Source organism: Rhizobium sullae (genome assembly GCF_900169785.1).
GTDB classification, from domain to species: domain Bacteria; phylum Pseudomonadota; class Alphaproteobacteria; order Rhizobiales; family Rhizobiaceae; genus Rhizobium; species Rhizobium sullae.
Genome location: NZ_FWER01000023.1, coordinates 43,973 through 69,389, shown reverse-complemented (window position 1 = coordinate 69,389; position 25,417 = coordinate 43,973). Strand labels below are relative to the sequence as shown.

The window sequence follows — 25,417 nt, the reverse complement described above, 5'->3', positions numbered from 1 at the left end:
CAGGTAATCGGAGGCGCTGCACGGCGCCTCCGCATCCTGGGAAGGCCATTTTCCGGCCTGGCAACAGCGCGCGCACCGGAAGCGGGTCTCAAGGCCGCGCATTTCAACAAGCCCTGGCTTGCGGGCCTGCTCGTTGCGCCGCAGTTGTTGATCCTGCTCTTCTTTTTCTTCATTCCCTCCTATAAGGCACTGTCGCTCGCCTTCGTGCAGGTCGACCCGTTCGGCGGGCTGCAGATCTTCGTCGGGCTGAAGAATTTTCGGATGCTGCTTGCAAGCCCGGAATATAGAAGCAGCGCCGTCTTTACCCTCTGGTTCACGCTCCTCCAGAATATCGCGACGCTTAGCCTTGCGGGGCTCTTTGCATTCGCGACCGATTTTGTCATCCGCGGTCGCGGCATCTACAAGAGCATCATCCTGTTGCCCTATGCGATCGCGCCTGTCATATCCGGCGTGCTTTGGGCCTTTCTCTTCAATCCGGCTGTCGGTCCGGTCGCACAGTTCTTGCATGCTCTGGGCATCGCCTGGGATCCGAACAGGCGACCGTTCGATGCACAGCTTCTGGTGACGATTGCGTCGATCTGGAAGAACGTCTGCTATGATTATATTTTCCTGGTCGCCGCATTGCTCGCCGTTCCAGCCTCGCTGCTGGAGGCTGCCAAGCTTGATGGCGCAGGACCCGTTCGGCGGTTCTTCACCATTTCCCTGCCGCTTGCCTCGCCGACGGTATTCTTCCTGGCCGTCATGAACTTCGTCTACGGCCTCTTCGAAACCTTCGGCATCATCGATGCCGTTACGCGCGGCGGGCCGGCGGGCGCCACGAACAGCCTCGTCTATAAGGTTTATCAGGACGGGTTTGTGCAGCTCGATCTGGGTTCGTCAGCTGCCCAGTCGGTGATCTTGATGATCGTCGCGGTTCTTTTCACCGTCCTTCAGTTCCGCGCGCTCGAGCGCAAGGTCAATTATCAGGTGTAGCCATGGGTGAACGCAATCTCGGTCTTTCGATCTTCTGTCACGCCGTCTTGCTGGTTGGCGCCGCTTTCGTATGCTTGCCGCTCTACTTTGCCTTCGTGGCAGGATCGCTCACGCTGGAAGAGGTCCAGCAGGCTCCTTTCCCGCTCGTACCGGGCTCGCATTTTATCGAGAATGTCGCAATCGCCTGGAAGCAGGGCGAATTTGCGCGGCTTTTCGTCAACTCGATCATCGTTACGGGCGGGATCGTCATCGGCAAGCTGGCAATTTCGCTGATTGCGGCTTTTGCCGTGACCTATTTCCGTTTTCCATTCCGCATGACCGCATTCTGGCTGATTTTCGTTTCTTTGATGCTGCCGGTGGAAGTCCGCATCATCCCGACTTACGAGGCCGTCGCTGACGCCGCCGGTCCCATCCGCTGGCTTTCGGGGATCACCGGTCTTTCCGGCCTGGTACAGGCTCTGACCGGCTACAGTATTGAAACATCCCTGAAGTGGAACATGGTGAACACGTATGGCGGCCTGATCCTGCCGCTGATTGCCTCCGCGTCGGCGACATTTCTCTTTCGCCAGTTCTTCCTGACCGTGCCTGAGGAGCTCTGCGAGGCGGCGAAACTCGATGGCGCGGGCCCCCTTAAATTCTTCAAGGATGTGCTGCTGCCGCTTTCCACCGCCAACATTGCGGCACTTGCAATCATCCTCTTTCTCTATGGCTGGAACCAGTATCTCTGGCCGCTGCTCTTTACCACCGACAAGAACATGGCGACTGCAATTCTGGGTCTCAAGGAGCTGGTCCCGGTGTCGGATTCGGTGCCTGCGTGGAACATCGCCATGAGCGCTGCTCTCTTCGTCATGCTGCCGCCGGCAGCCGTCATTCTCCTCATGCAACGCTGGTTTACCAAGGGACTGGTGGATTCCGGCAAGTAAGCCTTTGCCCAGACACAAGGACAATTCCGAACATGGTTTACATCATCGGCCATCGTGGCGGCCGCAATCTCTGGCCCGAAAACAGTCTTTCGGGTTTCCGCAAGCTCTCTGAAATGCCCGTCGACGGCGTCGAGTTTGACGTGCACCTGACCCGTTCGGGCGAACTGCTCGTCATCCACGACGCGACGCTTGATCGCACGACCGATCATACGGGGCCGGTCTGTGACCTTGCTCCAGGCGAACACAAAAACGTCACGCTGAAAGACAGCGACGGCGACGCGATACCGGCGCTTGAAGAGGTCCTCGAGATATTCAAGGACAGCTCCCTTGAGCTGCATATCGAGCTGAAGGCCGACGCGAATGGCGTTGCTTACTCCGGCCTTGAGAGGAGGGCGGCAAGCCTCGTCGATAGCTTCGGGCTTGCCGGCCGTTCGCTCCTGACGAGTTTCCACTCTGACGTTCTTCAAACTGTCCGTGAGGTTGCGCCGCATATCCGGACGCTGTCGTCATTTGACCGCGCAGCCGCCGAGCGCCTTGGCCTCAGATCTGGCCTTAAGAAAATTGCAGAACTATCTGATATAATTGCCATCGAGAAGTCTCTTCTTGCCACGCACTGGGACGAGATCACATCCTTGATTCCCCTCGACCGCCTCGGAGCATGGGTGCCAAATCACAGTGCCGACCTTGCCTATTGGCTGGCCAAACCCGTCCGGCAGATCACGACGGACAGGCCGGATCTTGCCCTTAGCGTGCGGGGTTCGTGAACGTGTCCTTATCGGCGACAGACTGCACCGGCGCCTCCGATTGCTCCAACCCCGATCTCCTTCAGAACATTGATCTGGTTATTTTCGACTGCGACGGTGTCCTCATCGACAGTGAGCCGATCGCGAGCCGCACACTTGCAGAAACCCTGCAGGAGGCGGGTGTCGCAATCACGCCTTCGGAAGCCCACGTAAAATTCACTGGCAATTCGGAAGCCGTGATCCGCGACATGTGCGTGCGCGACTATGGCTTGGGCGACGTCGCAAGCATCTTCCAGGCCTGGCATCGGCGGCTTTATGCCGAATTCGAGCGATCATTGATGCCAATGCCCGGCATCGGGGAGATCGTCGCCAGCTTGAGCCGGCCGAAATGTGTTGCGTCGAACAGTACGATGCACCGGCTTCGCGCCAGTCTCGGCAAACTCGATCTTTGGCAGAGTTTTCACCCGGGGGTTTTCAGCGCTGAGATCGTGGCCCGGCCAAAGCCGGCCCCCGATCTCTTGTTGCATTGCGCCGAGAAATTCTCGGCGCGACCGGGACGCTGCGTCATGGTCGATGATAGCCCGCATGGCGTTGCGGCGGCGGTTTCCGCTGGCATGATCGCCATAGGTTTCGTCGATCCTGCCGACCCAAGGCCGGCAAGGAAGGCCTTGCTTGCCACTTCCGGCGCTTTTGCTGTCGCAACCGGAGCCGAAGAGTTAACGTCGACGTTGTTGGCAGCCAGTCAGTCAATTGAAGCATAGCACTCTCAGAAGCTCCATGACACGTGGAGCTTGCCCTCCCAGGCGTCGAGGTCCTTCTGGCCGAAGCTCAGATAGCCCCCCGTCGCTTCGATCTGCAAATTGTCGTTGAGCAGCATTCTGAATCCGGAGCGAAGCGAAAACGCCCAGGGCGAAGGCGTCACTTCCGACAGGTCGCCGGTCAGTATCTTGCCGTCGTTCGGTCGCTCGAATTCGTACTGCGCGCCAAGCTCTGCGAAGACAAGGAACGGCTGCCCGTCCGGCAGACGGAAGTAACGGCTGGCCTCGGTCGAGAGATCGAGGACGCCATAATTGAAGCTGTCGCCGGGAAGGGAAACGCTGACCGGTATGTTGAGGATGCTGCCCGAGAGGTCGTAAGCGTCGCTGTCGATATGGGACCAACTAACGGATGCCTTGGGGCGGATGAAATAGGCATCGACTTTATATTGGCCGTGGAGCGAGATTTCACCGGCAAGACGTTCCGAATCCTGTCGGCCACTCAGCACGCTCAGGTCGATATCGTTGTTGTAGCGCCCGTATGTCAGCGATCCCTCGATCGCCCAGTGTTTCGACAGGCGGTAGGCCGCATAGGGGCCGAAGCTAAAGCCCTCCGTGTCGATGCCCAATGTGCCGTCGAACGCATCGGTCGAACTGTTCTCAAGGGAAACGGTCATGCCGACGACGAGGTCGTTGGTGATGCGGCGATCGAGACCCATCGTCAACGAGCGGGCGAGCGTGCCGCTGTCGCGGTCATAACGTTCGTCGGATATGTCTGCGAACTGGATATCCGCCCAGAAGTTCCAGAGCGAGGGCGCCGGCAGATCGCGGCCCGGCGTCAACGGCACCTGGGGTGATCGGTCGGCGCTTTGGGCGGCGGCTCCTTCGGCAGCGAGGTCCCGGCAGATCGGCAGGTCGCGTTGCTGCTTGTTGGAATTTATCGACCGCGGGTCGATACAGGTGTCCGGCGTCCGGGCCGCAACCACGCGGCCGCCTCTGATGGCGGTCGGGGTGCGCGGCGTGACCCCCGGAAACACCGGTTGCGGGCCGACATCCGGCCGCCCGTGGGGCCAATTGAAATCCGGCGGGATAGGCTGCGGGCCGACGTCGGGGCGGCCATCAGGCCAGGCGATGCCCGGGAAGACCGGCTGGGGGCCGACGTCCGGGCGGCCATCGGGTCGGTCGAAACCCGGAAACACCGGCTGCGGGCCGACGTCCGGCCGACCATCGGGCCAGTCGAAACCCGGGAAGACTGGCTGTGGGCCAACATCCGGCCGTCCGTCCGGCCAGTCGATGTTCGGAAGGATACCACTACGCATCTGGTTCTGCGTGTCGAGCAGACACGGTTTTCCGCTCGATATATCATAGAGTTTGTGCGTGCCACCGTTGCCGTTTGAAACGACCGGCGAAAGCGAGAGATGGAGGCCGCGCTTGCTCTTGCTCCAGGTGTCAACCGTCTGATTGCCTTGCGCGGCTTCGAGACCGAAAGACCCGGCGCTCGTTCCCGAAAGCCAGACGGAGCCGGTGGCCCCTTTCGTGTTGCCGAGATAGGCAAGGCCGCCGCGGGAACTGCAGTTCGCGGCAAATGCGTCGCCGGCTACCCCGCAGAGGCCAGCGATCAGCGCCGCACCCAGATATGCCATCGATGCCGCTTGTCGGAAATGGAATTCAGCTCTGCGCATGCTTCCCCCAGGCGAGGGCGACGAAGAGGGCCGCGCGCGGTGCAGCACGCAGGCTATTTTCCTTAAGGAGCTTCAGCTGCACCTGCAGCTGATAAAAAGGCCCGCCATGCGATGCCAGGAACTCGCCGATCCTCCGCTCGTCGCGATGCTGTGGCGAAGCCGTGGCTCCGACGGACGAAGACGAATGCGTATCGGTCATCGTGCGCACCCCGCTTTGACGCTCGCCAACTCCAGGCCGGCCAATGACGCAAGATCACGGGCGGGAAAAGCCTCCCTCAGCAGCGAGCTTGCGATTCATCTTGCATAATTTACCTCGGCGCGCTTCTGGGGAACATGTTCGTACATGTTCGCACCTCCCCCCTTGGCGAAATCAAGCAACACTACTCGTATCGGGGACTAGTCCGAGGTTGCCATCATGTCGGAGTTGGCCACGGTTGTCAGGAAATTCCCAACGCATGAACTGATCGTCCGAAGACTTTATGCACGAATGCCGGAATTCCGGAGCCTTTGTGAAGATTACGCCACCGCGCGAGGTGCACTCGAACGTTGGCGGGCGGATGAGGGCAGGGCGCGCGATTTTCAGCAGCTGACTGAGGAAATCGAAGCGGAGATTGAAGAATTCATCCATGGCGCGCTGAAAGCGGTCCGCCACGCCAACCCGGAAAACGAGAGCTAGGGGCCAGTTGACCACACAGGGGGAATGCCAGGTCGCAAATTTCTCGACGATGACCAATGCCAACCATGCCAATACTGTCCCCGCTCTTTCTCTAAGCTCGGGCCGAATTCGGAGGTTCCCTTGTCTCGATTACATAGGATCGTAGCGCCTGTCGCCGCACTCATGCTGATGCTGTCGCCGCTTGTGGCTTGGGCGGATGACCTCCCGTCCTGGAACGACGGTGCAACGAAGCAGAGCATCCTCGATTTCGTCGCGGCAGTCACGACCGCAGGTGGCACCGACTACGTGGGGCCCGACGAGCGCGTCGCAGTCTTCGACAACGATGGGACCCTCTGGGGCGAACAGCCCATGTATGTCCAGCTTGCTTTTGCGTTCGACCGGATCAAGGCCCTTGCCCCCGACCATCCTGAATGGAAGGACACCGAACCGTTCAAATCCGTCCTGGCAGGCGATGTTGCTGGCGTTGCTGCGTCCGGCGAGAAGGGGCTGGTCCAGCTCATCGGTGCCAGCCACGCCGGCATGACCAGCGACGACTTCACGAAAATCGCAAGCGACTGGATCGGCGCCGCGAAACATCCGAAGACGGGCAAGTCCTACACCGAAATGGTCTATCAACCCATGCTCGAATTGGTCTCTTATCTGAAGGCCAATGATTTCAAGGTGTTCATCGTCTCGGGTGGGGGCATCGAGTTCATGCGACCTTGGACACAGCGCGTCTATGGCATTGAGCCGGAAAATGTCGTCGGTTCGTCGATCAAATCGAGATATGAGATGACGAACGGCAAACCAGCGATCGTCCGCTTGCCAGAAATCGACTTCGTCGATGACGGACCGGGCAAGCCGGTTGGCATCTATACCCATATCGGCCGTCACCCCATTGCCGCTTTTGGCAACTCGGACGGCGACTTTCAAATGCTGGAATGGACGACGTCCCGCCCGGGGCGCAGCTTCGGGCTGATCGTTCACCACGACGATGCCGAACGGGAATATGCCTATGATCGCCAGTCCCATATCGGGCGCCTGGACAAGGGCCTGGACGAAGGGCCGAAACGCGGTTGGACAATCGCCAGCATGAAGAGCGACTGGAAACAGGTTTATCCGCAATAGGCATCGACGGCGCGCGGTAACACTGTCAAGAGCCGCAAAGTGCCCACGAAGCGCAATGACGTGCAGACGCATTCAGGACCACGGATTGGGAGTTGATGGCATGTCAGACCTTTTAAGCCTTATCGGGCGCTCGCTCGGATCGGCAGCGCTTTGGTTGTCGGTCGCCGCGACGCCTGTCTTAATGTCCGAAGCGACGGCGCAGGATACTTCCCAAACGGCTGCAGCTGCGGCCAATGCGGATGCGGGTGCGGATGATCTTCTTACGGAAGACGAACTGGAGGTGCTCGTCGCTCGCATCGCCCTTTATCCCGACGAGCTCGTCGCTGTGATTACCTCGGCGTCGATCTTTCCGCTGCAGATCGTGGAAGCGCAACGGTTTCTCGATCAATCGAAGACCAACAAGGACTTGAAGCCCAAGGATAGCTGGGATGGCAGTGTCATTTCCCTTCTGAACTACCCGCAGGTCGTCAAGATGATGAGCGACGATCTCGAATGGACGCAGGCGCTCGGCAGCGCTCTCACCTATCAGCAGAAGGATGTGCTGATCTCCATACAGACGCTGCGCGACAAGGCGGTTGCGGATAACGTCATCAAAAGCGACGACAAGATCACCGTCGTCAACCAGGGCGATACCGTCGTCATACAGGCCAAGGATCCCGAGAAAGTTTATGTGCCGCAATACGAGCCGCAAATGCTCTATGAACCGGACTATCCGACGGCTCCGATCAGCTACTATCCCGATCCATACCCCAACTACTACTACCCGACGGCAACGTTCTTTGCGGGCGCCGTCACGGGGGCAATTTGGGCCTCGGTGGTCGACTGGGACGATTGGGGCGTCTGGGGTGGCGACTGGCACGGTGGTGACGTCGACATCGATTGCGACAAGTGCTTCAACAACATCGACATAGACCGCGACAAGTTCAAGATGGGCGATGTCGACTGGAAGAACGTCGACCGGTCCAAGATCAAGTTCGACAAGAACCAGTTCAATCGCATCGACCACAATGCGATGCGCAACGACTTCAAGGCAAACCGCGAGAACAACATCGGCATCAAGGCGAAGGATATTCGCCGCGAAGGCGGCAATAAGATCGTCAACAACCGACAGAAGATTACCGCAAACGACATCCGCAAGAGCAAGGTGGAAGCAGACCGGGTTCGCAACCGAAACACCAATGCCGCCAACCAGCGCCCGCGCAACGCAGCGCAAAATGCTTCAGTCAACCGGCAGAAGGCGTCGAATGTACGTGCAGGATCGGGCCAAAAGAATGTAACGCGACAGATCAAGCAGCCGAAGGCGGGCGCGCGAGTCCAGAACCGCCCACCAAGACACAATTCGGTGCTCGGCAATCCCGGAAACCGCCACCACACCAACCTGTCCTCCAACCGTGGCCGGCATTCCATGGGAGGCGGGCATCGCGGCGGCGGCGGTCACAAGATGGTCAGGCACGGTGGCGGACGCCGCCGATAATCCGGGCGTAAGGGAGAGCTGACAATGAACACAGATTACAAGAACATTCTTCGCTCGCTGGCCTGCGCCGCAGTTGTCTCGGGCACAGCGCTGGCGTCGGTCGTCCACGCACAAACCGCTGACGAAAACATGTCGATTTCGGACTTCGCTTCCGCGCAGGAGCCACCGACCTTCGCCACGCCCGAAGAAGCCGTCGATGCGTTCAAATCGACGGTCGAAGGCGGCGACGTGAACAAGCTCACAACCCTGCTCGGCCTGGACGCCGCCAAAACCAAGTCAAGCGACGGCGTGACGGAGGCTTACGCAGACATAAAGGCGCGTCTGAAGGAGAAGCTGGACGTTCAGGATGTGAACGGGCGCAAGGTTCTGGAAATCGGCGGCGAGCGGTGGCCGTTCCCCTTCCCGATCTCTAAGGGCGACGACGGGAAATGGGCGTTCGATACCTTTGTCGGGCTTGAGGAGGTGGCAAATCGCCGGGTCGGGGCCAACGAACTTTCAACCATCGACACCATTCATGACTATGTGGCCGCGCAGGAACAGTATGCCCTCGCCGATCACGACGACGATGGTGTACTGGAATATGCGCAGAAACTCATCAGCAGCGAAGGCACGCAGGATGGTCTCTACTGGCCGGCCGAGGCTTTCGGTGGCGAGGAAAGCCCTGCCGGCCCGGCGCTTGCCGACGGCGAAGATTTGAAGGTGGCCAAGGCCGGCAACGGATTCCATGGTTATCGCTATCGCATCCTCACGCATCAGGGAGATGCGATTGCCGGCGGAGCCTACGACTATGTCATCAACGGCAACATGGTCGCCAACTTCGGGCTGGTGGCATGGCCCGTCCATTATGGCATAAGCGGGGTGAAGACCTTCGTCGTCAACAAGAACGGCATCATCTACGAAGTTGACCTGGGCGACGACACGTCGAACATAGCTGCGAAAATCGAGACATTCAATCCGAACGACGACTGGCAAGCCGTCGAAGAATGACAAGGTAGCCCTAATGGAAAACCGGTTTTTCGCCGTCCTCCGGATGCTGTGCGGGCTGGTCGGCGTCGCGTTCATTCCTGGCGCTGCCACGGGCCAGGAAACGGCGATTTCGCTGGGTAAATATACCGGCGATTTCGGCGCGATGGAAAAGCGCCGCCTCGGCATCAAGGATATTTCGTCGAGCGCTGACAGCAACATCCAGGCCGGCAACAAGTATCTGCGCCATCTGATCGACACTTATATCGCCGACCCGCAGCTGACGCCGCGCGAACAGCTCCTCTTTGCTTTCGCCGCCTACAATGCCGGGCCGGGAAATCTGCGCAAATTCCGCGCCAGACAAAGGAAATGGGGCTCGACGAGAACCGCTGGTTCGGAAATGTCGAAAACGGCGCGGCTGCCATCGTCGGACGAGAAACCGTCCAGTACGTCAGCAACATCTATGAATACTACGTCGCCTACGACATGCTAGCCGAGCACGCGAAAAAGGGAGAGGGCCAGACAGCGGTCGCGGTGGACGACAAGAAATAGCTGAGAGAGCAACGATCGCGGGTTCGGCGCTTCTGGAGGCTGGCCCTCAGCGAAAAGCACAGGAAGACGACACATGCAGATATCCGAATTGCGCGTCGAACAGGAAGGCCTACAGCCGGGCATGGTCTGGATCGGCGGCGGAACCTTCATGATGGGATCCAACGATCACTACCCGGAGGAGGCACCTGCCCATCCCGTCAAGGTCGATGGGTTCTGGATGGACGAAGTGCCCGTCACCAATCGCGATTTTCTCGCCTTCGTCAATGCGACCGGCTATGTCACCTTTGCCGAAAAGCGACCCGAGGCGCACAACTATCCCGGCGCGCCGCAGCAGAATTTGCGGGCTGGCTCGCTCGTCTTCACGCCGCCGACGAAGCCGCTACAGGGACGCGATATCGCGCAATGGTGGATATTCACCCACGGCGCGAACTGGCGCCGGCCGCTTGGCCGCAAGAGCAGCATCGGCACGATCCTCGATCATCCCGTCGTGCACATTGCCTTCTGCGACGCCGAAGCCTATGCCGCCTGGGCCGGCAAAGAGCTGCCGACGGAAGCCGAGTGGGAGTTTGCCGGCCGCGGCGGGCTTGACCAGGCGGAATTCGCATGGGGCGACGAACTGACTCCTGGCGGTAAGCACATGGCCAACACCTGGCAGGGCGGCTTTCCGACCCAGAACCTGCTGGAGGACGGCTACGACCGTACGTCGCCGATCCGTTCCTATCCGCCGAACGGATACGGCCTCTACGACATGATCGGCAATACCTGGGAATGGACGACGGATTTCTGGACGACACGCCATCCGGAAGCGGCCGCGAAGCCCTGCTGCATCCCCTTCAATCCGCGCAACCTCGATGCTGACGCGAGCATCAACCCGGCCCAGGCCGAGCTCGCCATCCCCCGCAAGGTGCTTAAGGGCGGATCGCATTTGTGCGCGCCGAACTACTGCCGGCGCTACCGTCCTGCCGCACGCCATGCGCAGGAGACCGACACGTCCACAAGCCATGTGGGCTTCCGCTGTGTCGTTCGGAAATAAGCCCGTCGGCAGGCAGGATGTGACGCAGGCCTCCCTAGGCGGGGTCCTTATTTCCGGCGAGCTCACGCCAGCCTGCCTTGCGAAGCCCGGAAACCAGAGCGTCCACGATGCTGTCGATCGCCTGATGGCGGCGATAGCCAGCAGCCGGATCGCGGGCAAGCTGCGGAGAAATTTCCGCCATTTTAGCGAGCGCCTTGCGCGCCGCGTTCTCCTCGCCAAGCGCTCCTTCGGCTATGGCCACGAAAGACCAACTGATGCCCGAACCGTCAATGGTCGCGCGCTGCGCGGTCGCCAGCATCTCCTCATACTGTCCATTCTGATACTGGTCGATCGCAATCAAATGGTAATACCAGCCGGGCGGATTGACTGAGCGTTCGATCGCTCGCCGCAGGAAGGGAATTCCTTCAGCGGCGTTGCCGCGCACCGCCAGCCGCCAGCCGAGTTGGGCGAGCGTGTCCGGGTCGTTGGGATTGATCGCCAGGGCTTGGCGCTGGATGCGCACACTCTCGGCATAATTGCCCATATAGTGCTGTGTCGACGCAAGCGCCTTCAGGCCGGAGATATTGTCGCGCTCGAGCGCAATGGCATGGCGCGCCGTCGCAAGCGCGCGATGATAGGCGCTCTCCTCCTTCCCGTCGGCTGTCCAGCCGAAGCGCCCTTCGTCCATATAGAGCCAGGCCAGCATCGCCCATGCCTCGGCATATTTCGGGTCTCGCTGCACGGCCTGCTCCAGGCAAGACAGGGCGGATTCGTGCTCTACCCTTTTGAAGGAGCGGCGGTAGGCATAAGCGCGCAACACGCATTGATAGCTCGACATGTCGGACGCAGGTCCCGCCATCCGGGTACTCTCGTCCGTACGCAGCACCCCATAGGGCTGTCCCAAGGCCGTGGCAACCGCAGCGGCAATCTCGCGTTGCACGGCGCGCAGTGAATCAACGGTGTAATTGCGGTCATAGCTACCGATCCAGAGAATCCGCTGACTCTGGACATCGATCAATCGCGCGTTCACGTTGAGCGTTCCCGCGGCGGCGTCGGCATCAACCATGCCATTCACCACATAAGCAAGATTGAGACGGTTGCCGATTTCGATGGGATCAGAGCCCGAAAGGCTCTTGTCGCCCGCTGACGGCATGTAGAGGCGGAATACCCCGAAACGGTTGATGCCGCTCATGATCTCATCAGCCATGCCGTTGGCTAAAAGCACTTTAGCGGGATAGTCGCCATCCGCGTCGAATGGCAGCACGGCAAGGGCCGTTCCATTGGCGCCGACATCGCGCATCGAAGAGCTTGGCTTTGGAAGCAACACTGCGTAGGCGACAACCGCCAAAATCAACACGACGGCGATTGGCGCAGCCAGCACCTCAAGGCGAAGGACCTTGGACGTTGGCAGGATGCTGTTGTTTCGGGCGCCGGGCTCGCGGGAACCCTCGTCGCTTTCGGTCGGCACGGCGGAAGAGACAGCGGTACTGGTCTCCGCCGCTTCGATCGCTGGAGCATATTGCCCCTTCGGAATGGAGATGCGCAACGGATTGCCCCGCCCAGCCGAAACGTAATAGCTGTCCAGGTCGTGTCGCAGGCGGCGTGCTTCCAGCCGGACGACCGGATCGGTCTGGGGGTCGAAGTTCTCGTCGCGGCCAAAAACGAGGGTGGCGATCGTGTAGCCTTTCAGCTCGCGCGCACGGCCGGAAAGCAACTCCTCGACGAGGTACTGAAGAAGTTTCTTGCGGCGCGGCGTCGCCTTGAAAGCGGTGCTGGCTAGAACCCGTTGCAACTCCTCCCTTACGCCTGCCTCACCCGGATGGGCGTATGCGGGCGTCTTAACCCGCTCCGTCAAGCCGTTCGTCAGCATGCGACTTCACTCCCCGTGATCGATTGCTAATAAACTGCCGGATCATTCAACTTCAAAGAAGATAGAAATTCCACCTCAATTTCAACTTGCGAACCAATTCGGTTGCCAAAAAAGTGATCGCACATCCTTGCGTAAGCAAAATGATACACGTTCGCACCTGTTCGTACCTAGCGCGAAAGCAGGAGAATTGTTCTCCTGCGGAGGCGAAGCATGACCGATATCGAGGTAAAAGATGAAACGTCATTTGGCAATGTTCGCGCTCGCTCCTGTACCGGCCAGTTCAGCTCTCGCTCAAACCGGCCCCCACGGCGATGACGCCGGAAGCCTTGGCCAACGCGCCGGTTGAGAAAGGCCTCCTCTCCGAGCGTGTGATTACGGCACTGCTTGAAAAGCAGGTCTAGCAACGGGCGACACCAGGCGAAGGCAAGAGCTGGAGAAAGACGATCCCGACCAAGGTTTCTTTGCAATCCTCCCGCTGTAATGACCGAGGAAGGCCGTCGTAGACAAAACGTGGAAGCCGGGAGATTTTGTGAAAATCCCGTAGACTGTTCGCCCATTCCATTGGCCCGGCGCACGTTCCGCCCAGGCCCGTTCGGGGAAACATGATGGCACATCGGGAAGACATTCAGACTCTTGGCAACCGCATCGGACAATCGATCATCGGTCAGTCGGCAATGATCGAGCGGCTGCTGATCGGCCTGCTTGCCAACGGACATCTTCTGGTGGAAGGGCTGCCGGGTCTTGCCAAGACCCGCGCGGTCAAGAGCCTCGCCAAGAACCTGGAGGCCGACCTCTCTCGCATCCAGTTCACGCCAGACCTGCTTCCTTCTGACATTACCGGCTCCGAAGTTTATTTCAGCGCCGGGGGCAAGGGCGAGTTCAAATTCCAGGAAGGACCGATCTTCGCCAACCTCATCCTTGCCGACGAAATCAACCGCGCGCCGGCCAAGGTGCAATCAGCCCTTCTTGAAGCGATGGAGGAACGGCAGATAACGGTCGGCGGCCAGACCCATCCACTGCCAGAGTTGTTCCTGGTGATGGCTACCCAGAACCCGATCGAGCAGGAAGGCACTTACCCGCTGCCGGAAGCTCAGCTCGACCGCTTCCTCATGCACGTGCGTGTCGACTATCCGGATGCCAAGTCGGAAGCAGCGATCATGGAGCTGGTGCGTTCCGAAGAGAAACAAGCCCATGGTCACAGCGCCGGCCCGGAGAAACTCGCAGCTGAAGTGGTACTCTCTGCCCGCCGGGAAATCTCCGACATCACGGTCTCGAAAGCGATCGAGGACTATATAGTGGCGCTGGTGATGGCGACCCGCTATCCCGACAAGATCGATGCCGATCTTGCCAAATGGGTGCAGGTCGGCGTCAGCCCGCGCGGTGTTATCGGCCTTGACAAGGTTTCTCGTACCCACGCCTGGATGAATGGTCGCGATTTTGTCACGCCCGACGACGTACAGCAGACGGTTAACGACGTCTTCCGCCACAGGCTCATACTGTCCTACGAAGCCCATGCCGGCGGCATTACGGCGGACCAGGCGATCGACCGGATCGTGGAAAAGGTGGCGACTGCCTGACCGGGAGGGACTGCAATGGCAATTTCTGTGTCCGCCTTTGCCAGGACGACGGGGATCAAGCGATCGACGGAGACCGGCACGAAAGGCGTCTATGTCAGCGTCGATGACCTCGCTGCGCTCGAGCCGATCGCCCGCGATCTGACTTTCCTGCGCAAGACGCCCGTACATCGCCTGCTTGCCGGCCGCCATGAGTCACGCATACGCGGCCGGGGCTTGAGCTTCGAAGAGCTGCGCAACTACTTGCCGGGCGACGATATCCGGACCATCGACTGGCGTGTTACGGCTCGCACCGGAAAGCCCTTCGTGCGCGTGTATGACGAGGAGAAGGATCGGCCGGCGCTGGTCATCGTCGACCAACGCATCAACATGTTCTTCGGCAGTCGGCGATCGCTGAAGTCGGTCGCGGCGGCTGAGGCTGCAGCACTGTGCGCCTGGCGCGTGACCGCGCTCGGCGATCGCGTCGGAGGCCTTGTATTCAACGACGTCGCGGAGGAAGCGCTGCGCCCCCACCGCAGCCGCGAAGCCGTCATTCGCTTCTCTGAGGCGATCTCCAAAAAGAACAAGGCACTCAGCGCGACGTCCGACATGCCGAGGACGCCGGATCGGCTCGATGCCGTGTTGTCGAAGGTCGCGGCTGTCGCGCAACACGATCACCTGATTATCGTGGTCTCCGACTTCGACGGCCACAGCCCGGCCACTCGCGATCTTCTCTTGAAGATGTCGGTGGCAAACGACGTCATCTGCATCCTTGTCTACGATCCCTTCCTTCTAGAGCTGCCGCACCAGGGCGAGATGGTGGTGAGCGGCGGCGCGTTGCAGGCCGAGCTTCAGTTTTCACGAAACACCGTGCGCGATGCGGTCGACAGTTTCGCGCGCAACCGAGGCCGCGAGTTGCTCTCCTGGCAGCGGGACATGGGGCTGCCGATGCTGGCGGTTTCCGCAGCTGAGGAAGTTGCCCCCCAATTGCGCTCGCTGCTCGGCCAGCTTGCCTGGCGGCAAAGGAGGCGGTGATGGATCCGACTACGCCGCCGAAAGATCCGATGCTCGAGGCCACCTTGCGACAGATGGCCGATATTGTCCTGCCCCAGCCGGTCTCGATGATGCCTGCGACCTGGGGCTGGGCTGCACTGACAGGCGTTGTCGCGCTTGTCCTCGCCTATGCACTCTGGCGCTGGCTTCGCCGCCACGCACAAAACCGTTACCGGCGGGATGCGCTTGCCGATCTCGCGGCGCTGGAAGCCCGGATCGGGGGAGATGCCGAACGTCTGCAGGCGTTGGCGATGCTGCCCGCGATCGTCAAGCGCACGGCGCTTGCCGTCTGGCCCCGCGAACAGGTCGCATCGCTCAGCGGTCGGGAATGGGGAGAGTTCCTGCGGGCCCACGCCGGCAAGGCGCAGATCGACGCGGGGAGCTACCACTTCTTTGCTGAAACTGAATATCGGCTGTCGGCTCGTCCCTCGCTGAATGACGCCGCGGCCCGGCGCGTATTTGCCGCAGCCCGCCAGTGGATCGAGGCACACGATGTACGCCCTTGATCACCCTTGGTTGTTGCTTCTCCTTCCGGCGCCGCTGATCGTCTGGTGGCTGCTGCCGCCCTATCGCGAGCAGACGCCGGCGGTCCGCATTCCTTTCTTCGACGATATCACCAAGGCGGCTGGCATCGGCGCGACGGAAGGCTCGGTCGTGCCACGGGCCAATCTGCTTCAGAAGATCATTGCACCCATCTGCTGGCTGCTTGTATTGCTCGCATTAGCGCGGCCGCAATTCGTCGAACCGCCGATCGAAAAGACCGAACCGCAGCGTGACCTGATGCTGGCGCTCGACCTCTCGCAATCCATGGATACCCGCGATTTTAGCGATCCGCAGGGGAATGTGCGGGCCCGTGTCGATGCCGTGAAAGAGGTCGTGGCCGATTTCGTCGAAAAACGGTCAAATGACCGTCTCGGCTTGATCGCCTTCGGCAATGCGCCCTATCCACTCGTGCCTTTCACTATGGACCACGGCACGGTGCGCATGATGCTCGCCGATACGCTGCCGGGCATGGCCGGCCCAAGGACCGCGCTGGGCGACGCCATCGGCCTGTCGATCAAGCTCTTCCAGCAAAGCCAGGCGCCGGACAAGGTGCTGATCGTCCTGACCGACGGCAACGACACGGCGAGCAAGATGGCGCCGGACAAGGCGGCCGACATCGCCAAGGAGAACCGTATCCTGATCCACGCCGTCGGTATCGGCGATCCGAATGCGCAAGGCGAGGACAAGCTCGACGCCGCGACGCTGCAAAAAATCACCGCCACGACTGGCGGCCGCTATTTCTTCGGGGGCGACGAAAAGGCGCTCGCCGATATTTACGTCCTGCTCGACCAGATTACGCCCGCCAACCAGAAGACGCTGAGCTGGCAGCCGCGCATCGAGCTTTTCCATTACCCCCTCGGCGCCGCGATCCTGCTCGTCTTGGTCTATCACCTCCTGATGTGGATGGTCTCGGCCCATGCCGCGCGCCGAGGAGATGAGGAGGCCGAGGCATGATCACCGACTTTCATTTCCTGCGTCCCTGGTGGCTCCTGGCCGTGGTTTCGGCGGCGCTGCTCGTCTGGCTCATCGACCGGCAGACGGATATGCGGGCGCGCTGGCGAAATCTCATCGCCCCGAACCTGCTCGAACATCTTCTGATCGACCACGTCCGCACCCGTGGTCTGCGCCCGGTCCACCTCATCGCCGGGCTGCTTGCCCTCTCGGCTATCGCTGCGGCGGGGCCGACCTGGGAGAAGGAGCGTCCGCCCTTCGTCGAGGACCGGGCTCCGCTCGCCATCGCCATCGATCTCGGTCCGACGATGGATGCGACCGACATCTCGCCGACCCGGCTGGAACGCGTCAAGCTCAAGGTGCAGGACATCATGGAGCGACGGAAGGGCGCACGCACGGCGCTGTTTGCCTATGCGGGCTCGGCCCATATGGTGCTACCCCTTACCGAGGACGCCTCTCTCGTCGCAACCTACCTCGTCGCTCTCTCACCGGCGCTGATGCCGGTGCAGGGTAAGGACACGGCCAAGGTGCTGCAAGTCATCGAGACAGCGCTGGCAGACGAAACAGTGCCCGGCACCATTCTGTTCATGACGGATGGCGTTGAGCGCGCCTCGTTCCCGGCCTTTGCCGACTACAAGGGCCGCAACGACCTGATGGTGCTCGGCCTCGGCACGCGGGAAGGTGGCCCCGTCAGGATCGGCAATGGCGAGTATTTGACCGATGCCAGCGGCGCGCGCGTCCAGGCTAGGCTGGATGTCGATGCGCTGAAGGGGCTACAGTCCGTTTCCGGCGTGCAAGTCGCGACGGTTACCCTCGATGACGGGGATGTCGACTGGATTGTGCGTCGAATCCAGAGCGCCTTTACTCAGAAGACGGACGAGGGGCTGCAACGTTGGCGCGATTTCGGCTGGTATCTGACGATACCGATCGCCCTGCTCGTCATTCTGACGTTCCGCCGCGGCCACAAGATCCACTGGTTGGGAATGCTTGTCGTCCTGCTGCTTCCCCTCGGTGTTGCGCCGAAGGCAGAGGCCGCCGACCTTGTTGACGCCTGGTTGACGCAAGATCAGCAAGGGCAGCGCTACTTCCGGAGCGGCGATTATGGCGCAGCCGCCGATCATTTCGAAGACCTTGCCTGGCGCGGTGCGGCGCTCTATCGCGCCGGCCACTATCAGGACGCCATCGATGCCTTCGCGCAATCGACCGATGCCGGAAGCTATTACAATCAGGGCAATGCCTTGATGCATCTCGACAAGGCCGAAGAGGCCATCACCGCCTACCAGCAGGCACTAAAGCAGAGGCCGGCCTGGCCCGAGGCTGAGGCCAACCTGAAGCTGGCCGAACGGCGCAAAAAGGAAAAGGACGACCAGGAGAAGGAACAGCAACAGGAGCAGGCGGGCCTCGACCCCGACCAGATCCAGTTCGACGACAAGGGGAAGAAGGGCAAGGAGGGCCAAGTCAACGTCGCGGCGCAAACCGCCGAGATGTGGATGCGCAACATCCAGGTGTCGCCGGCCGATCTCCTGGCCCGCAAGTTCGCGATCGAAGCTTCGGGAGAAAAGCCGAAATGAGCATCTGGTCGCGCTGCGTTCACCTCGCCCTGCTGTTCTGGTGCGTCTCCATCGCCACGCCGGCGCTTACCGCCGACCCGCTTGCCCGGGCGACGCTGCAATCCAAAGGAACACTCTATGTGGGCCAGGAGGTGCTTGTCGATGTTGATATGCTCGTGCCCAACTATTTCCTGCAGCCGCCCCAGTTTCCGGCGATCGATCTGCCCGGCGCGATTGTGACGCTGCAGGATGGGCGGGCATTGAACCTCAACGAGACGATCGAGGGGACAAGCTATTCCGGCATCCGCCGCACCTATGTCATTACCACGCAAAGAGACGGCGAATTCACCCTGCCGCCGGCGGAGATCACCTTCGGCTATGCCGCCGTTCCGGGCCAGACGACACAGGGCAAGGCAAGCCTGCCGCCGCTGCGGTTCACCGTCAAGGCAGCCCCCGGCGGCGCGACCGGTGGTTCCGGCGTCGTGGCCGCAAAGCTAACGATCACGCAGGATCTCGACCGCGATCCCAAAAGGTTGAAGGCCGGCGATACGCTGGTCCGGACGATTACCGTCCGCGCAGAAGGCCTTCGCGCGATGATGATTCCGGTCCCGGAATTTCCGGTACCCCAAGGCATCCGCACCTACCGGCAAGACCCGGTTTTGTCTGAGGAAACAGATCGGACAGGGCAGCCTGTCGCCGGTGTCAGGAAGGATGTGGTTCAGTATCTTTTTCAGGACACCGGGCAATACGACCTCCCGGCGATCGAACTCAGCTGGTTCGATCCGGCGACGGCGGCAATCGAATCGGCTTCGGCCCCTTCGCTCACTGTTTCCGTTGCAGCGACGCCCGCTCCCGTGAGCTCTCTGGCGCCGCCGGGGCCTGAGCCGGATGCCTCGCCGTTCAACTGGCTTCTCGCCGGCGTGACCGCTGCTGTTGCATTGGTCACGGGGGTTGCCATCTGGCTTCTCGCCCAGGGGCTTACGAGGCTGGAGGAAGCCTTGGAGTCGCGCCGATCGGAATCGCGCGGCTCCGAAGCTGCCCTTTTCCGCCATGTCGAACAGGCCTGCCACAACGGATCGCCGCTGGAGATCGCCAAAACCTTCGATCGCTGGTCGCGCAAGGCGGGTGTCGTGCCCCTGCGGCCGTGGCTCGTTCGTTTCGGCGACGAAGAAACTGTGAAAGCCTTCGATGTTCAACAACAGGCGCTCTACGGAAACGCTGGTCCGCCACATCTATCGGGCGACCGGCTGGGCTCCGGCATTCGCAAAGCGCGTAGCGCGTGGCTGACCGGGGCTGATCCCAAACCCAGTCTTTGGCGCGGCAAGATTCTGCCGCAACTCAATCCCAGCTGGGACGATGGATAACCCTGCCGGCCACGCCGTTGCACCGGCGAACGCGATGCCACGGGATTCGTTGCTTGCCTTGCTCGCGTCGTCTCAATCAGCCGCGTTTTGAAAAGCGGACAGCCCGCCGCGGCGGATGCGAAGCAGCATGAGGCAGCGCCGCAGCGACGCCCGTTCGTCGGCATGGTACGGCAAGACGAAAGTGCTTTGCTCTTGGCAATGCGTCCGCGTTTTTGCGAACTTCCACGCTTCATTTTCCACGGGACATAGAAAGGATGCGCTTGCAGAGAGCAATGACGTCATCGTGCGCGCTCATGCTTGTCTTGGCTGCACGCTCCGTCGCTGTCGGATGCACTGGTGAGAACCCGGCATCGCTTGCGGTGCCGGGTCGGAAACGTTGTCGTTGCGACGCGGGTCGCTATTGGCCGCCGCCGACGCTGTTGAACTGCTCGGTTACGCGTTCCTGGATCTGGTCGATCGAGAAGCTCGCGGGACGTTGCGCCGGAGGAAACTCGGCGAACGTGCCGAGGAACTTTGCAACGAAGGCTTGCGCTGGAACAACCAGATATGCACGCGTAAGCACCCAATCATAATAAGTGTTCGAAGTGATGTCGGCACGTTCGTATGGGTCGGCGCGCAGGTCGAACATCTTCGGCACACGCAGGGGCGTGAAGGGCTCGGCCCAGATCCGGAGGGTGCCGGTTGCCCGCTGCTCCGAGAACACCAACTTCCAGTTCTCGTAGCGCATGGCCACGAGCTCGCCGTCGTCGTTGAAGTAGAAGAACTCCTTGCGGGCGCCCTCGTCGGTCTCGCCGGTTAGGTGGGGGAGCTGGTTGTAGCCGTCGAGGTGATTTTTGTATTGTTTGCCGTTGACGGTCGCGCCGGCCAGCAGCCGATCCTTGATATTGGCATCGCCGGCGGCGGCGAGCAACGTCGGGAACCAGTCGAGGCCTGAAAAGATGCCATTGGCGACCGAATCTGGCTCGATGTGTCCCGGCCAGCGGATCATCGCAGGAACGCGGAATGCGCCTTCCCAGTTGGTGTTCTTCTCGCTGCGGAACGGCGTCGTGCCGGCATCGGGCCAGGAGTTCTGGTGCGGTCCGTTGTCTGTCGTGTAGATGACGATGGTGTTTTCGTCGATGTTGAGTTCGTCGAGCTTGTCGAGGATGGTGCCGACCACCTTGTCGGTCTCGATCATGCCGTCCGCATATTCGGTGAGCGCGGTCAAGCCTGGCTGGCTGCGATTCTCGGGCCGGACATGGGTGCGAAAGTGCATCCGCGTCGTATTCATCCACACGAAGAACGGCTTCTTCGCTTGAGCCTGCCGGTTGATAAAGTCTATCGCTGCGGCGGAGGTCTCGTCGTCGACGGTCTCCATCCTCTTGCGCGTTAGCGGCCCGGTATCCTCGATCTTGCCGTCGGCCGACGCCTTGATGACGCCGCGCGGGCCGAATTGCTTGCGGAAGGCAGGGTCCCGCGGATAGTTGAAGTCTTCAGGCTCCTCTTCGGCATTGAGATGGTAGAGATTGCCGAAGAATTCGTCGAAACCATGGGCGGTCGGCAGGAACTCGTCGCGGTCGCCCAGATGATTCTTGCCGAACTGGCCGGTGGCATAGCCCTGGTCCTTGAGCGCCGAGGCGATGGTGACGTCGCTCGCCTGGATCCCGACATCCGCGCCGGGCAGGCCTACCTTGGATAGGCCGGTGCGCAGCGTCGATTGGCCGGTCAAGAACGTCGAACGGCCGGCCGTGCAGCTCTGCTCGGCGTAGTAGTCGGTGAACTTCATGCCTTCGTTGGCGATCCGGTCGATGTTCGGGGTCCGATACCCCATGAGGCCGAAGCTGTAGGTCGACAGGTTGGTCTGACCGATGTCGTCGCCGAAAATGACAAGAATGTTCGGCTTGGCCTGTTCCTGCGCCTGCGACACCCCAGCGACTGTCAGCGCGGTCGTGGCCGAGAGCACTATTGCCCCCAGCAGTCCTCGTATTTGCATGGCTGGTCTCCTTCGATGGGTTGCGACGTTGCAGAGTTCAGAGCCGCATTGCAGATTCACTCACATCGCTCAGTGCCAGAAAGCCAATTGCCAGGCGCAATGAGATCGCGGGCACTTAGCCGCCCCACTATCGCTCTCAAATAAAACTGCGGTAGGTGCGAACATGTACGAACATGTTACCAAAAGCCCGTAATTCAGCCTGTAGCCGGTGTCTCTAAACCGGTACCTCTAATATGTAGGGTTGTATTTCCGCCGGACGGCGTCCACCGTTAGTCGCACGGCAAAAAGGGGCCGGTTTCGTTCCGAAGGGCCGCGCTCGCCAGCGTCTTCTTTCTTCCTCAAGCCGGTTTTGCGCTCACGACTGCAATCCCACAGCTCCCGCCTCCGGCGACACCATCGTCGACGATGGCAACCCGAGGGTTCTTCAACCACCGGCTCGAAGAACTGGCCGTCGATATTCTGGCCGGCACCAACTCGGCGGGGCCTTCATCACGGTGGGCGTTCTCGTCAACGGCGCCAGCCAAACGAACATTTCCAACTGCGGTAGCATCTATCAAGCGGTCGAGCTCGGCAGCGGCGATGCGATCGTCAACTATAATCCTGGCTCCATTAATGGCAGCGTCGACCAGGGAAGCGGCGATGATCTCTTCCGCATGGAAGGCGGTCTCGTGAACGCCGACGTGGATTTTGCTTCCCATTTTCAAATGAAGCGATCAGCTGAAAACCGCGGATTTCAAGCTTGAGTAGGGGAGGGGCCTTTACTCTGGATGCGATGACTGTCGATTCAGCCTAGACCTTCAACCACCAAGCATCATCATGCCGACGGCTCGCTGGCGACTGGCGCGATCGCGCTCGCCGAAGTGCAGGCCTATGCGTACGGCGCGTTCATGGCAGCAGCAGAACTCTGCCGCAACCTTGGCGAAGGTGCGCGCGCCGTTGCCTTGACAGAACGCGACGGCGCCTTGCGGACGAGCTTCGATATTGCATTTTATGACGAGGAACTGGAAACTTATGTTCTGGCCCTCGATGGCTCGAAGCGACCCTGCCGCGTCCGCTCTTCCAATGCCGGACATGTCCCGCTGACAGGCCTTGCGCTTCCGGAACGTGCCGAGGCCGACGTCCGCACGCTTTTGGGCGGCTCTTCGTTTCCTGGTTGGGGAATACGCTCCGCCGCGTCGACAGAGGCGCGCTTTAATCCCATGAGCTATCACAACGGGTCGATCGGGCCCCACGACAATGCGCTGATCGGGATCGGAATGGCGCGTTACGGATTTAAACGGGAGGCGGCCAAAATTCTGGAGGGCCTGTTTGCCGCGGCATGCATCAGGTGAATCGATATCAGACGGTTCCCAGGGCCTCTCGCCGATGCTCCAACATCGGCGGCGAATCCAAGATGTCGCCAAGGTAATCGATGTCGACACCAGCGACGCCGCATTCTGAAAAGATGTCGCGCCATCTAGCGACCCATCCCGCCACTTGGTTCCATTCGTGCCGAGCGTCCTCTTTCGACATTCCGAAATGAGGTGCCGCAGCCACGGCGTGCGCGATGCTGAAGTCGTTTACAAACTTGGGGTTCGGAGAGATCTGGATCGCCTGTTGTCCGAGACCGTTCATTTGTGTCGGAATGGCGAAGGCCGGCGACAGCAGCCATGAACCGTCCTCGGCGAGAAGAAAGGCGTGGTTCTTCGTGTGGTCGTCGGTGTTGTCGATCATGATGTTAAACGCCATTCTGCGGAAGAGTTCTCGCTGCATCGACCGGATGCAGTCGGGGGCTCCATGCCGTCGGATGATCGCAGCGATGGTGGCATAGCTGTCTTCGGCCTCCGAAGCCAGCATCGTGCGTGCTGAAACAGCGTGGACGCGCTGGTCATCGACACGGTCAAAACGACGGACCATCAGAATATGATCGACACCGCCGGGGATAACCCGTGACGATGCGACGTATAGCCCGGCTCGACGGCCCAGTTCCATGCAGGCATGCTCGACAAGGAGTTGGTCGACGTTGCTGCCACGCGGAAACTTGGCGATCCACTCTTCCCCATCAGCTTCGACTAGCATCTTGGGGTGGGCGCCGCCCATGCTGCCGGCGCTGGCGATGAGCTGCCTTTCTCGCTCGTTAAGAGGTTCGCGCTCGATAACCCGTGCAATCAGCGCCTCTGCTTCCTGAAGAGAATCCACGCTCATGAGTGGCTGCTTGTCGACGGGACGATACTCGTCGGAGCTGGAAGACATCCCAAGTGCACCGAAACGCCGGTCGCCCGCATACCAGAGCTTGTCGAGGGGACTCATGCGCGACGGGCGTGACACGACCCTGATCATGCGCTCTCCCCAGCGATCCGGCATGGCGTCTTCGACTGCGCCGGGAGCCACCATGTCCTTCAAAGGGGCATGCACCTTCTTGTCATGGGTGAGATCTGGAGACAGGTGAAATCCCGAACGCCTCCAGTCATCGTCCAGTTCGAGAAGGCATCGGCGATTGCCCGCCTCAAGCTTCACCCGGCCGACGAGGAGCGGGTGAAGCGGGTTTTCGAGATACCAGACCGCAAGAGAATTTCCTCGGAAGTCGTTCATATTATCCTCTTCTTCGGCTCGCCCGATTCACGTCGAGCATCGTGGCGTACTCGTCCTCGCCAGGGTTGAGGATATCAGCGAGCTTTTCGGACTTTCCGAAAATCCAAAGCGCCGCAGCATAAACACCGATGGACACCTTTGCGTCGCCCGCCTCCATCCTGCGCAGCGTAGGGACCGAAGTCCCCATCCTCGCGGCCATGGTCTTCAAGCTGTCTCCCCTGCGTTCGCGGGCGGTCCGCAGATGAGAGCCTAGCGTTTCCAGCGCAATCACCGTCCCGTCAGTCAGGATTTCAAGTGATGTGGAACTCTTGGACATGAACGTAACATTTCTCATATTGCCGAGATTGTGAACATATATGTTCCTTATGGAGCCATTTCAACAGTGTCAAATTTTCCCTACAACGTGGATAGACTCCAACACATCTTCAGGCATTCGACAACGCGGGCAGCCGACCATGTTCCCGTCATCGAGACTAACGGAAGACGAACCAATGATGTGGGTGAAATTTGGTGGCAATTGCTACCTAACACCGGACAATTGGGCTCGCGTGGATGCCGCGCAGAAGCGCGATATATGTGGCCGGTTGTCTGACCATCGCCTAGCTCCAGGCATAGGTTTGCTAGCCTACAAGAATTCCTTTGTTCTGGACCTGCATGGAGTTGCAATGGGCCTAACTGCGCTTCGTAAACCGCCGGGCCAAGCAGCATCCCGCGCTGGCGGATGAAGACGACGCTGTTGGCCGGTGGCTGTCTTGAACGCGTCAAAATCGCCTCCTAAATTTTCATGTGTCAAACATGCCGGAAAGAAGGAGGTAGGAATGGCAAGCTCTCGGTTTGATCATCCTGTTTATGTTCGCCGTAAGCATTTTATCGAGGAGATTACGGAGCTCGGTGAAGCGTTTGACTTTCTTGAGGAATGGCCGGAGGAGAGCCGTGATCTGGCTTATGAGACAGTGGTAAGGGCTTGCCGCGAAGCTGCTTGCGGAAGGTTCCCGCTGAACGCGGCGCGGCAGAATTTCCAGTGTTTCGTCAAGAGGGCAGGGATGCTGATTGAAATTGAGGACGTGCCGAATTTTGCTGGGGCGGCGAGTAACCGCAATATCGGGAACGCCTAACCGGTTCATATTGGCG

General features: G+C 60.4%; 24 protein-coding genes and 1 pseudogene. 19 read left to right on the top strand and 6 right to left on the bottom strand.

What is annotated here, in order from left to right; translation table 11 throughout:
• Positions 1 to 6 precede the first annotated feature (6 nt).
• From BN1800_RS20755 to BN1800_RS20740, 4 genes are read left to right on the top strand one after another with little or no spacing between them, the layout of a single operon-like run.
• The gene (locus BN1800_RS20755) at positions 7 to 972 is read left to right on the top strand and encodes an ABC transporter permease subunit (RefSeq protein ID WP_027512991.1); all 966 of its coding nucleotides are present in this window, start codon (positions 7 to 9) and stop codon (positions 970 to 972) included.
• Between the two features lie 2 nt (positions 973 to 974).
• Positions 975 to 1,895, top strand: a complete 921-nt coding sequence (locus BN1800_RS20750; protein ID WP_087000670.1) for an ABC transporter permease subunit — start codon at positions 975 to 977, stop codon at positions 1,893 to 1,895.
• 32 nt (positions 1,896 to 1,927) lie between these two features.
• A complete protein-coding gene (locus BN1800_RS20745) occupies positions 1,928 to 2,659 on the top strand; it encodes a glycerophosphodiester phosphodiesterase family protein (RefSeq protein ID WP_087000668.1) in 732 nt (243 codons plus the stop codon).
• 2 nt (positions 2,660 to 2,661) lie between these two features.
• Complete coding sequence (locus tag BN1800_RS20740; RefSeq protein WP_084606662.1) at positions 2,662 to 3,399, top strand: HAD family hydrolase; 738 nt, start codon at positions 2,662 to 2,664, stop codon at positions 3,397 to 3,399.
• Between the two features lie 5 nt (positions 3,400 to 3,404).
• Here the strand turns inward: BN1800_RS20740 and BN1800_RS20735 are convergent, their stop codons facing one another.
• Positions 3,405 to 5,036, bottom strand: coding sequence for an autotransporter outer membrane beta-barrel domain-containing protein (locus tag BN1800_RS20735; protein ID WP_087000816.1), 1,632 nt, complete (start codon positions 5,034 to 5,036; stop codon positions 3,405 to 3,407).
• A gap of 25 nt (positions 5,037 to 5,061) precedes the next feature.
• Positions 5,062 to 5,274, bottom strand: a complete 213-nt coding sequence (locus BN1800_RS20730) for a hypothetical protein (protein WP_027512996.1) — start codon at positions 5,272 to 5,274, stop codon at positions 5,062 to 5,064.
• 216 nt (positions 5,275 to 5,490) lie between these two features.
• Between BN1800_RS20730 and BN1800_RS20725 the strand changes: the two genes are divergently transcribed.
• The 6 genes from BN1800_RS20725 to BN1800_RS20700 all read left to right on the top strand — a co-directional run bounded on the left by BN1800_RS20725 (position 5,491) and on the right by BN1800_RS20700 (position 10,880).
• Entirely contained in the window at positions 5,491 to 5,751 is a 261-nt protein-coding gene (locus tag BN1800_RS20725) for a hypothetical protein (protein ID WP_087000666.1), read from the top strand.
• A gap of 162 nt (positions 5,752 to 5,913) precedes the next feature.
• The gene (locus BN1800_RS20720) at positions 5,914 to 6,858 is read left to right on the top strand and encodes an HAD family hydrolase (RefSeq protein WP_087000664.1); all 945 of its coding nucleotides are present in this window, start codon (positions 5,914 to 5,916) and stop codon (positions 6,856 to 6,858) included.
• 100 nt (positions 6,859 to 6,958) lie between these two features.
• Complete coding sequence (locus tag BN1800_RS20715; RefSeq protein WP_087000663.1) at positions 6,959 to 8,332, top strand: DUF3300 domain-containing protein; 1,374 nt, start codon at positions 6,959 to 6,961, stop codon at positions 8,330 to 8,332.
• Positions 8,333 to 8,356: 24 nt separating this feature from the next.
• Positions 8,357 to 9,319, top strand: a complete 963-nt coding sequence (locus BN1800_RS20710) for a DUF2950 family protein (protein ID WP_087000661.1) — start codon at positions 8,357 to 8,359, stop codon at positions 9,317 to 9,319.
• Between the two features lie 13 nt (positions 9,320 to 9,332).
• Complete coding sequence (locus tag BN1800_RS20705; protein WP_244564575.1) at positions 9,333 to 9,788, top strand: transglycosylase SLT domain-containing protein; 456 nt, start codon at positions 9,333 to 9,335, stop codon at positions 9,786 to 9,788.
• Between the two features lie 132 nt (positions 9,789 to 9,920).
• The gene (locus BN1800_RS20700; protein WP_027513003.1) at positions 9,921 to 10,880 is read left to right on the top strand and encodes a formylglycine-generating enzyme family protein; all 960 of its coding nucleotides are present in this window, start codon (positions 9,921 to 9,923) and stop codon (positions 10,878 to 10,880) included.
• A 34-nt stretch (positions 10,881 to 10,914) separates the two neighbouring features.
• Here BN1800_RS20700 and BN1800_RS20695 read toward each other — a convergent pair whose 3' ends face one another.
• A complete protein-coding gene (locus tag BN1800_RS20695) occupies positions 10,915 to 12,729 on the bottom strand; it encodes a hypothetical protein (protein ID WP_087000659.1) in 1,815 nt (604 codons plus the stop codon).
• A gap of 605 nt (positions 12,730 to 13,334) precedes the next feature.
• Between BN1800_RS20695 and BN1800_RS20690 the strand changes: the two genes are divergently transcribed.
• From BN1800_RS20690 to BN1800_RS20665, 6 genes are read left to right on the top strand one after another with little or no spacing between them, the layout of a single operon-like run.
• Positions 13,335 to 14,306, top strand: a complete 972-nt coding sequence (locus tag BN1800_RS20690) for an AAA family ATPase (RefSeq protein ID WP_087000658.1) — start codon at positions 13,335 to 13,337, stop codon at positions 14,304 to 14,306.
• Positions 14,307 to 14,321: 15 nt separating this feature from the next.
• Positions 14,322 to 15,317: a DUF58 domain-containing protein gene (locus tag BN1800_RS20685; RefSeq protein ID WP_087000656.1), complete on the top strand. Its 996-nt coding sequence runs from the start codon at positions 14,322 to 14,324 to the stop codon at positions 15,315 to 15,317.
• Positions 15,317 to 15,841, top strand: coding sequence for a DUF4381 domain-containing protein (locus BN1800_RS20680; RefSeq protein ID WP_087000654.1), 525 nt, complete (start codon positions 15,317 to 15,319; stop codon positions 15,839 to 15,841). Before BN1800_RS20685 ends, BN1800_RS20680 begins: the two co-directional genes overlap by 1 nt.
• The gene (locus tag BN1800_RS20675) at positions 15,828 to 16,832 is read left to right on the top strand and encodes a vWA domain-containing protein (RefSeq protein WP_087000652.1); all 1,005 of its coding nucleotides are present in this window, start codon (positions 15,828 to 15,830) and stop codon (positions 16,830 to 16,832) included. The genes BN1800_RS20680 and BN1800_RS20675 overlap by 14 nt, the downstream gene beginning before the upstream one ends.
• Entirely contained in the window at positions 16,829 to 18,400 is a 1,572-nt protein-coding gene (locus BN1800_RS20670; protein ID WP_087000650.1) for a vWA domain-containing protein, read from the top strand. Before BN1800_RS20675 ends, BN1800_RS20670 begins: the two co-directional genes overlap by 4 nt.
• Positions 18,397 to 19,743, top strand: a complete 1,347-nt coding sequence (locus BN1800_RS20665; protein WP_087000648.1) for a BatD family protein — start codon at positions 18,397 to 18,399, stop codon at positions 19,741 to 19,743. The genes BN1800_RS20670 and BN1800_RS20665 overlap by 4 nt, the downstream gene beginning before the upstream one ends.
• A gap of 397 nt (positions 19,744 to 20,140) precedes the next feature.
• Here the strand turns inward: BN1800_RS20665 and BN1800_RS20660 are convergent, their stop codons facing one another.
• Positions 20,141 to 21,715: an arylsulfatase gene (locus tag BN1800_RS20660; protein WP_087000646.1), complete on the bottom strand. Its 1,575-nt coding sequence runs from the start codon at positions 21,713 to 21,715 to the stop codon at positions 20,141 to 20,143.
• A gap of 494 nt (positions 21,716 to 22,209) precedes the next feature.
• Here BN1800_RS20660 and BN1800_RS20655 point away from each other — a divergent pair, with 494 nt between their 5' ends.
• Together BN1800_RS20655 and BN1800_RS20650 are read left to right on the top strand one after the other, a co-directional pair.
• On the top strand, positions 22,210 to 22,458 hold the full coding sequence (locus tag BN1800_RS20655; protein WP_087000643.1) for a hypothetical protein: 249 nt from the start codon (positions 22,210 to 22,212) through the stop codon (positions 22,456 to 22,458).
• 72 nt (positions 22,459 to 22,530) lie between these two features.
• Positions 22,531 to 23,034: pseudogene (locus tag BN1800_RS20650) on the top strand (amylo-alpha-1,6-glucosidase); the annotation flags it as partial.
• Between the two features lie 19 nt (positions 23,035 to 23,053).
• On the opposite strand, the gene BN1800_RS20645 reads toward BN1800_RS20650, so the two are convergent.
• Positions 23,054 to 24,286, bottom strand: coding sequence for a type II toxin-antitoxin system HipA family toxin (locus BN1800_RS20645; protein ID WP_087000639.1), 1,233 nt, complete (start codon positions 24,284 to 24,286; stop codon positions 23,054 to 23,056).
• 1 nt (position 24,287) lies between these two features.
• A complete protein-coding gene (locus BN1800_RS20640) occupies positions 24,288 to 24,602 on the bottom strand; it encodes a helix-turn-helix domain-containing protein (RefSeq protein WP_087000636.1) in 315 nt (104 codons plus the stop codon).
• Positions 24,603 to 25,104: 502 nt separating this feature from the next.
• Here BN1800_RS20640 and BN1800_RS20635 point away from each other — a divergent pair.
• Positions 25,105 to 25,401 (top strand): DUF982 domain-containing protein, encoded by a 297-nt coding sequence (locus tag BN1800_RS20635; RefSeq protein ID WP_087000634.1) that lies wholly within the window; start codon positions 25,105 to 25,107, stop codon positions 25,399 to 25,401.
• Positions 25,402 to 25,417 lie beyond the last annotated feature (16 nt).

Bases quoted from the DNA above. Each gene is read 5' to 3' on its own strand.
- BN1800_RS20690 (WP_087000658.1), top strand. From the start codon at position 13,335: ATGGCACATCGGGAAGACATTCAGACTCTTGGCAACCGCATCGGACAA.
- BN1800_RS20635 (WP_087000634.1), top strand. From the start codon at position 25,105: ATGGCAAGCTCTCGGTTTGATCATCCTGTTTATGTTCGCCGTAAGCAT.
- BN1800_RS20700 (WP_027513003.1), top strand. From the start codon at position 9,921: ATGCAGATATCCGAATTGCGCGTCGAACAGGAAGGCCTACAGCCGGGC.
- BN1800_RS20715 (WP_087000663.1), top strand. From the start codon at position 6,959: ATGTCAGACCTTTTAAGCCTTATCGGGCGCTCGCTCGGATCGGCAGCG.
- BN1800_RS20725 (WP_087000666.1), top strand. From the start codon at position 5,491: ATGTCGGAGTTGGCCACGGTTGTCAGGAAATTCCCAACGCATGAACTG.
- BN1800_RS20680 (WP_087000654.1), top strand. From the start codon at position 15,317: ATGGATCCGACTACGCCGCCGAAAGATCCGATGCTCGAGGCCACCTTG.
- BN1800_RS20640 (WP_087000636.1), bottom strand. From the start codon at position 24,602: ATGTCCAAGAGTTCCACATCACTTGAAATCCTGACTGACGGGACGGTG.
- BN1800_RS20645 (WP_087000639.1), bottom strand. From the start codon at position 24,286: ATGAACGACTTCCGAGGAAATTCTCTTGCGGTCTGGTATCTCGAAAAC.
- BN1800_RS20675 (WP_087000652.1), top strand. From the start codon at position 15,828: ATGTACGCCCTTGATCACCCTTGGTTGTTGCTTCTCCTTCCGGCGCCG.
- BN1800_RS20695 (WP_087000659.1), bottom strand. From the start codon at position 12,729: ATGCTGACGAACGGCTTGACGGAGCGGGTTAAGACGCCCGCATACGCC.
- BN1800_RS20750 (WP_087000670.1), top strand. From the start codon at position 975: ATGGGTGAACGCAATCTCGGTCTTTCGATCTTCTGTCACGCCGTCTTG.
- BN1800_RS20685 (WP_087000656.1), top strand. From the start codon at position 14,322: ATGGCAATTTCTGTGTCCGCCTTTGCCAGGACGACGGGGATCAAGCGA.
- BN1800_RS20730 (WP_027512996.1), bottom strand. From the start codon at position 5,274: ATGACCGATACGCATTCGTCTTCGTCCGTCGGAGCCACGGCTTCGCCA.
- BN1800_RS20705 (WP_244564575.1), top strand. From the start codon at position 9,333: ATGGAAAACCGGTTTTTCGCCGTCCTCCGGATGCTGTGCGGGCTGGTC.
- BN1800_RS20735 (WP_087000816.1), bottom strand. From the start codon at position 5,036: ATGGCATATCTGGGTGCGGCGCTGATCGCTGGCCTCTGCGGGGTAGCC.
- BN1800_RS20710 (WP_087000661.1), top strand. From the start codon at position 8,357: ATGAACACAGATTACAAGAACATTCTTCGCTCGCTGGCCTGCGCCGCA.
- BN1800_RS20720 (WP_087000664.1), top strand. From the start codon at position 5,914: ATGCTGATGCTGTCGCCGCTTGTGGCTTGGGCGGATGACCTCCCGTCC.
- BN1800_RS20745 (WP_087000668.1), top strand. From the start codon at position 1,928: ATGGTTTACATCATCGGCCATCGTGGCGGCCGCAATCTCTGGCCCGAA.
- BN1800_RS20665 (WP_087000648.1), top strand. From the start codon at position 18,397: ATGAGCATCTGGTCGCGCTGCGTTCACCTCGCCCTGCTGTTCTGGTGC.
- BN1800_RS20660 (WP_087000646.1), bottom strand. From the start codon at position 21,715: ATGCAAATACGAGGACTGCTGGGGGCAATAGTGCTCTCGGCCACGACC.
- BN1800_RS20670 (WP_087000650.1), top strand. From the start codon at position 16,829: ATGATCACCGACTTTCATTTCCTGCGTCCCTGGTGGCTCCTGGCCGTG.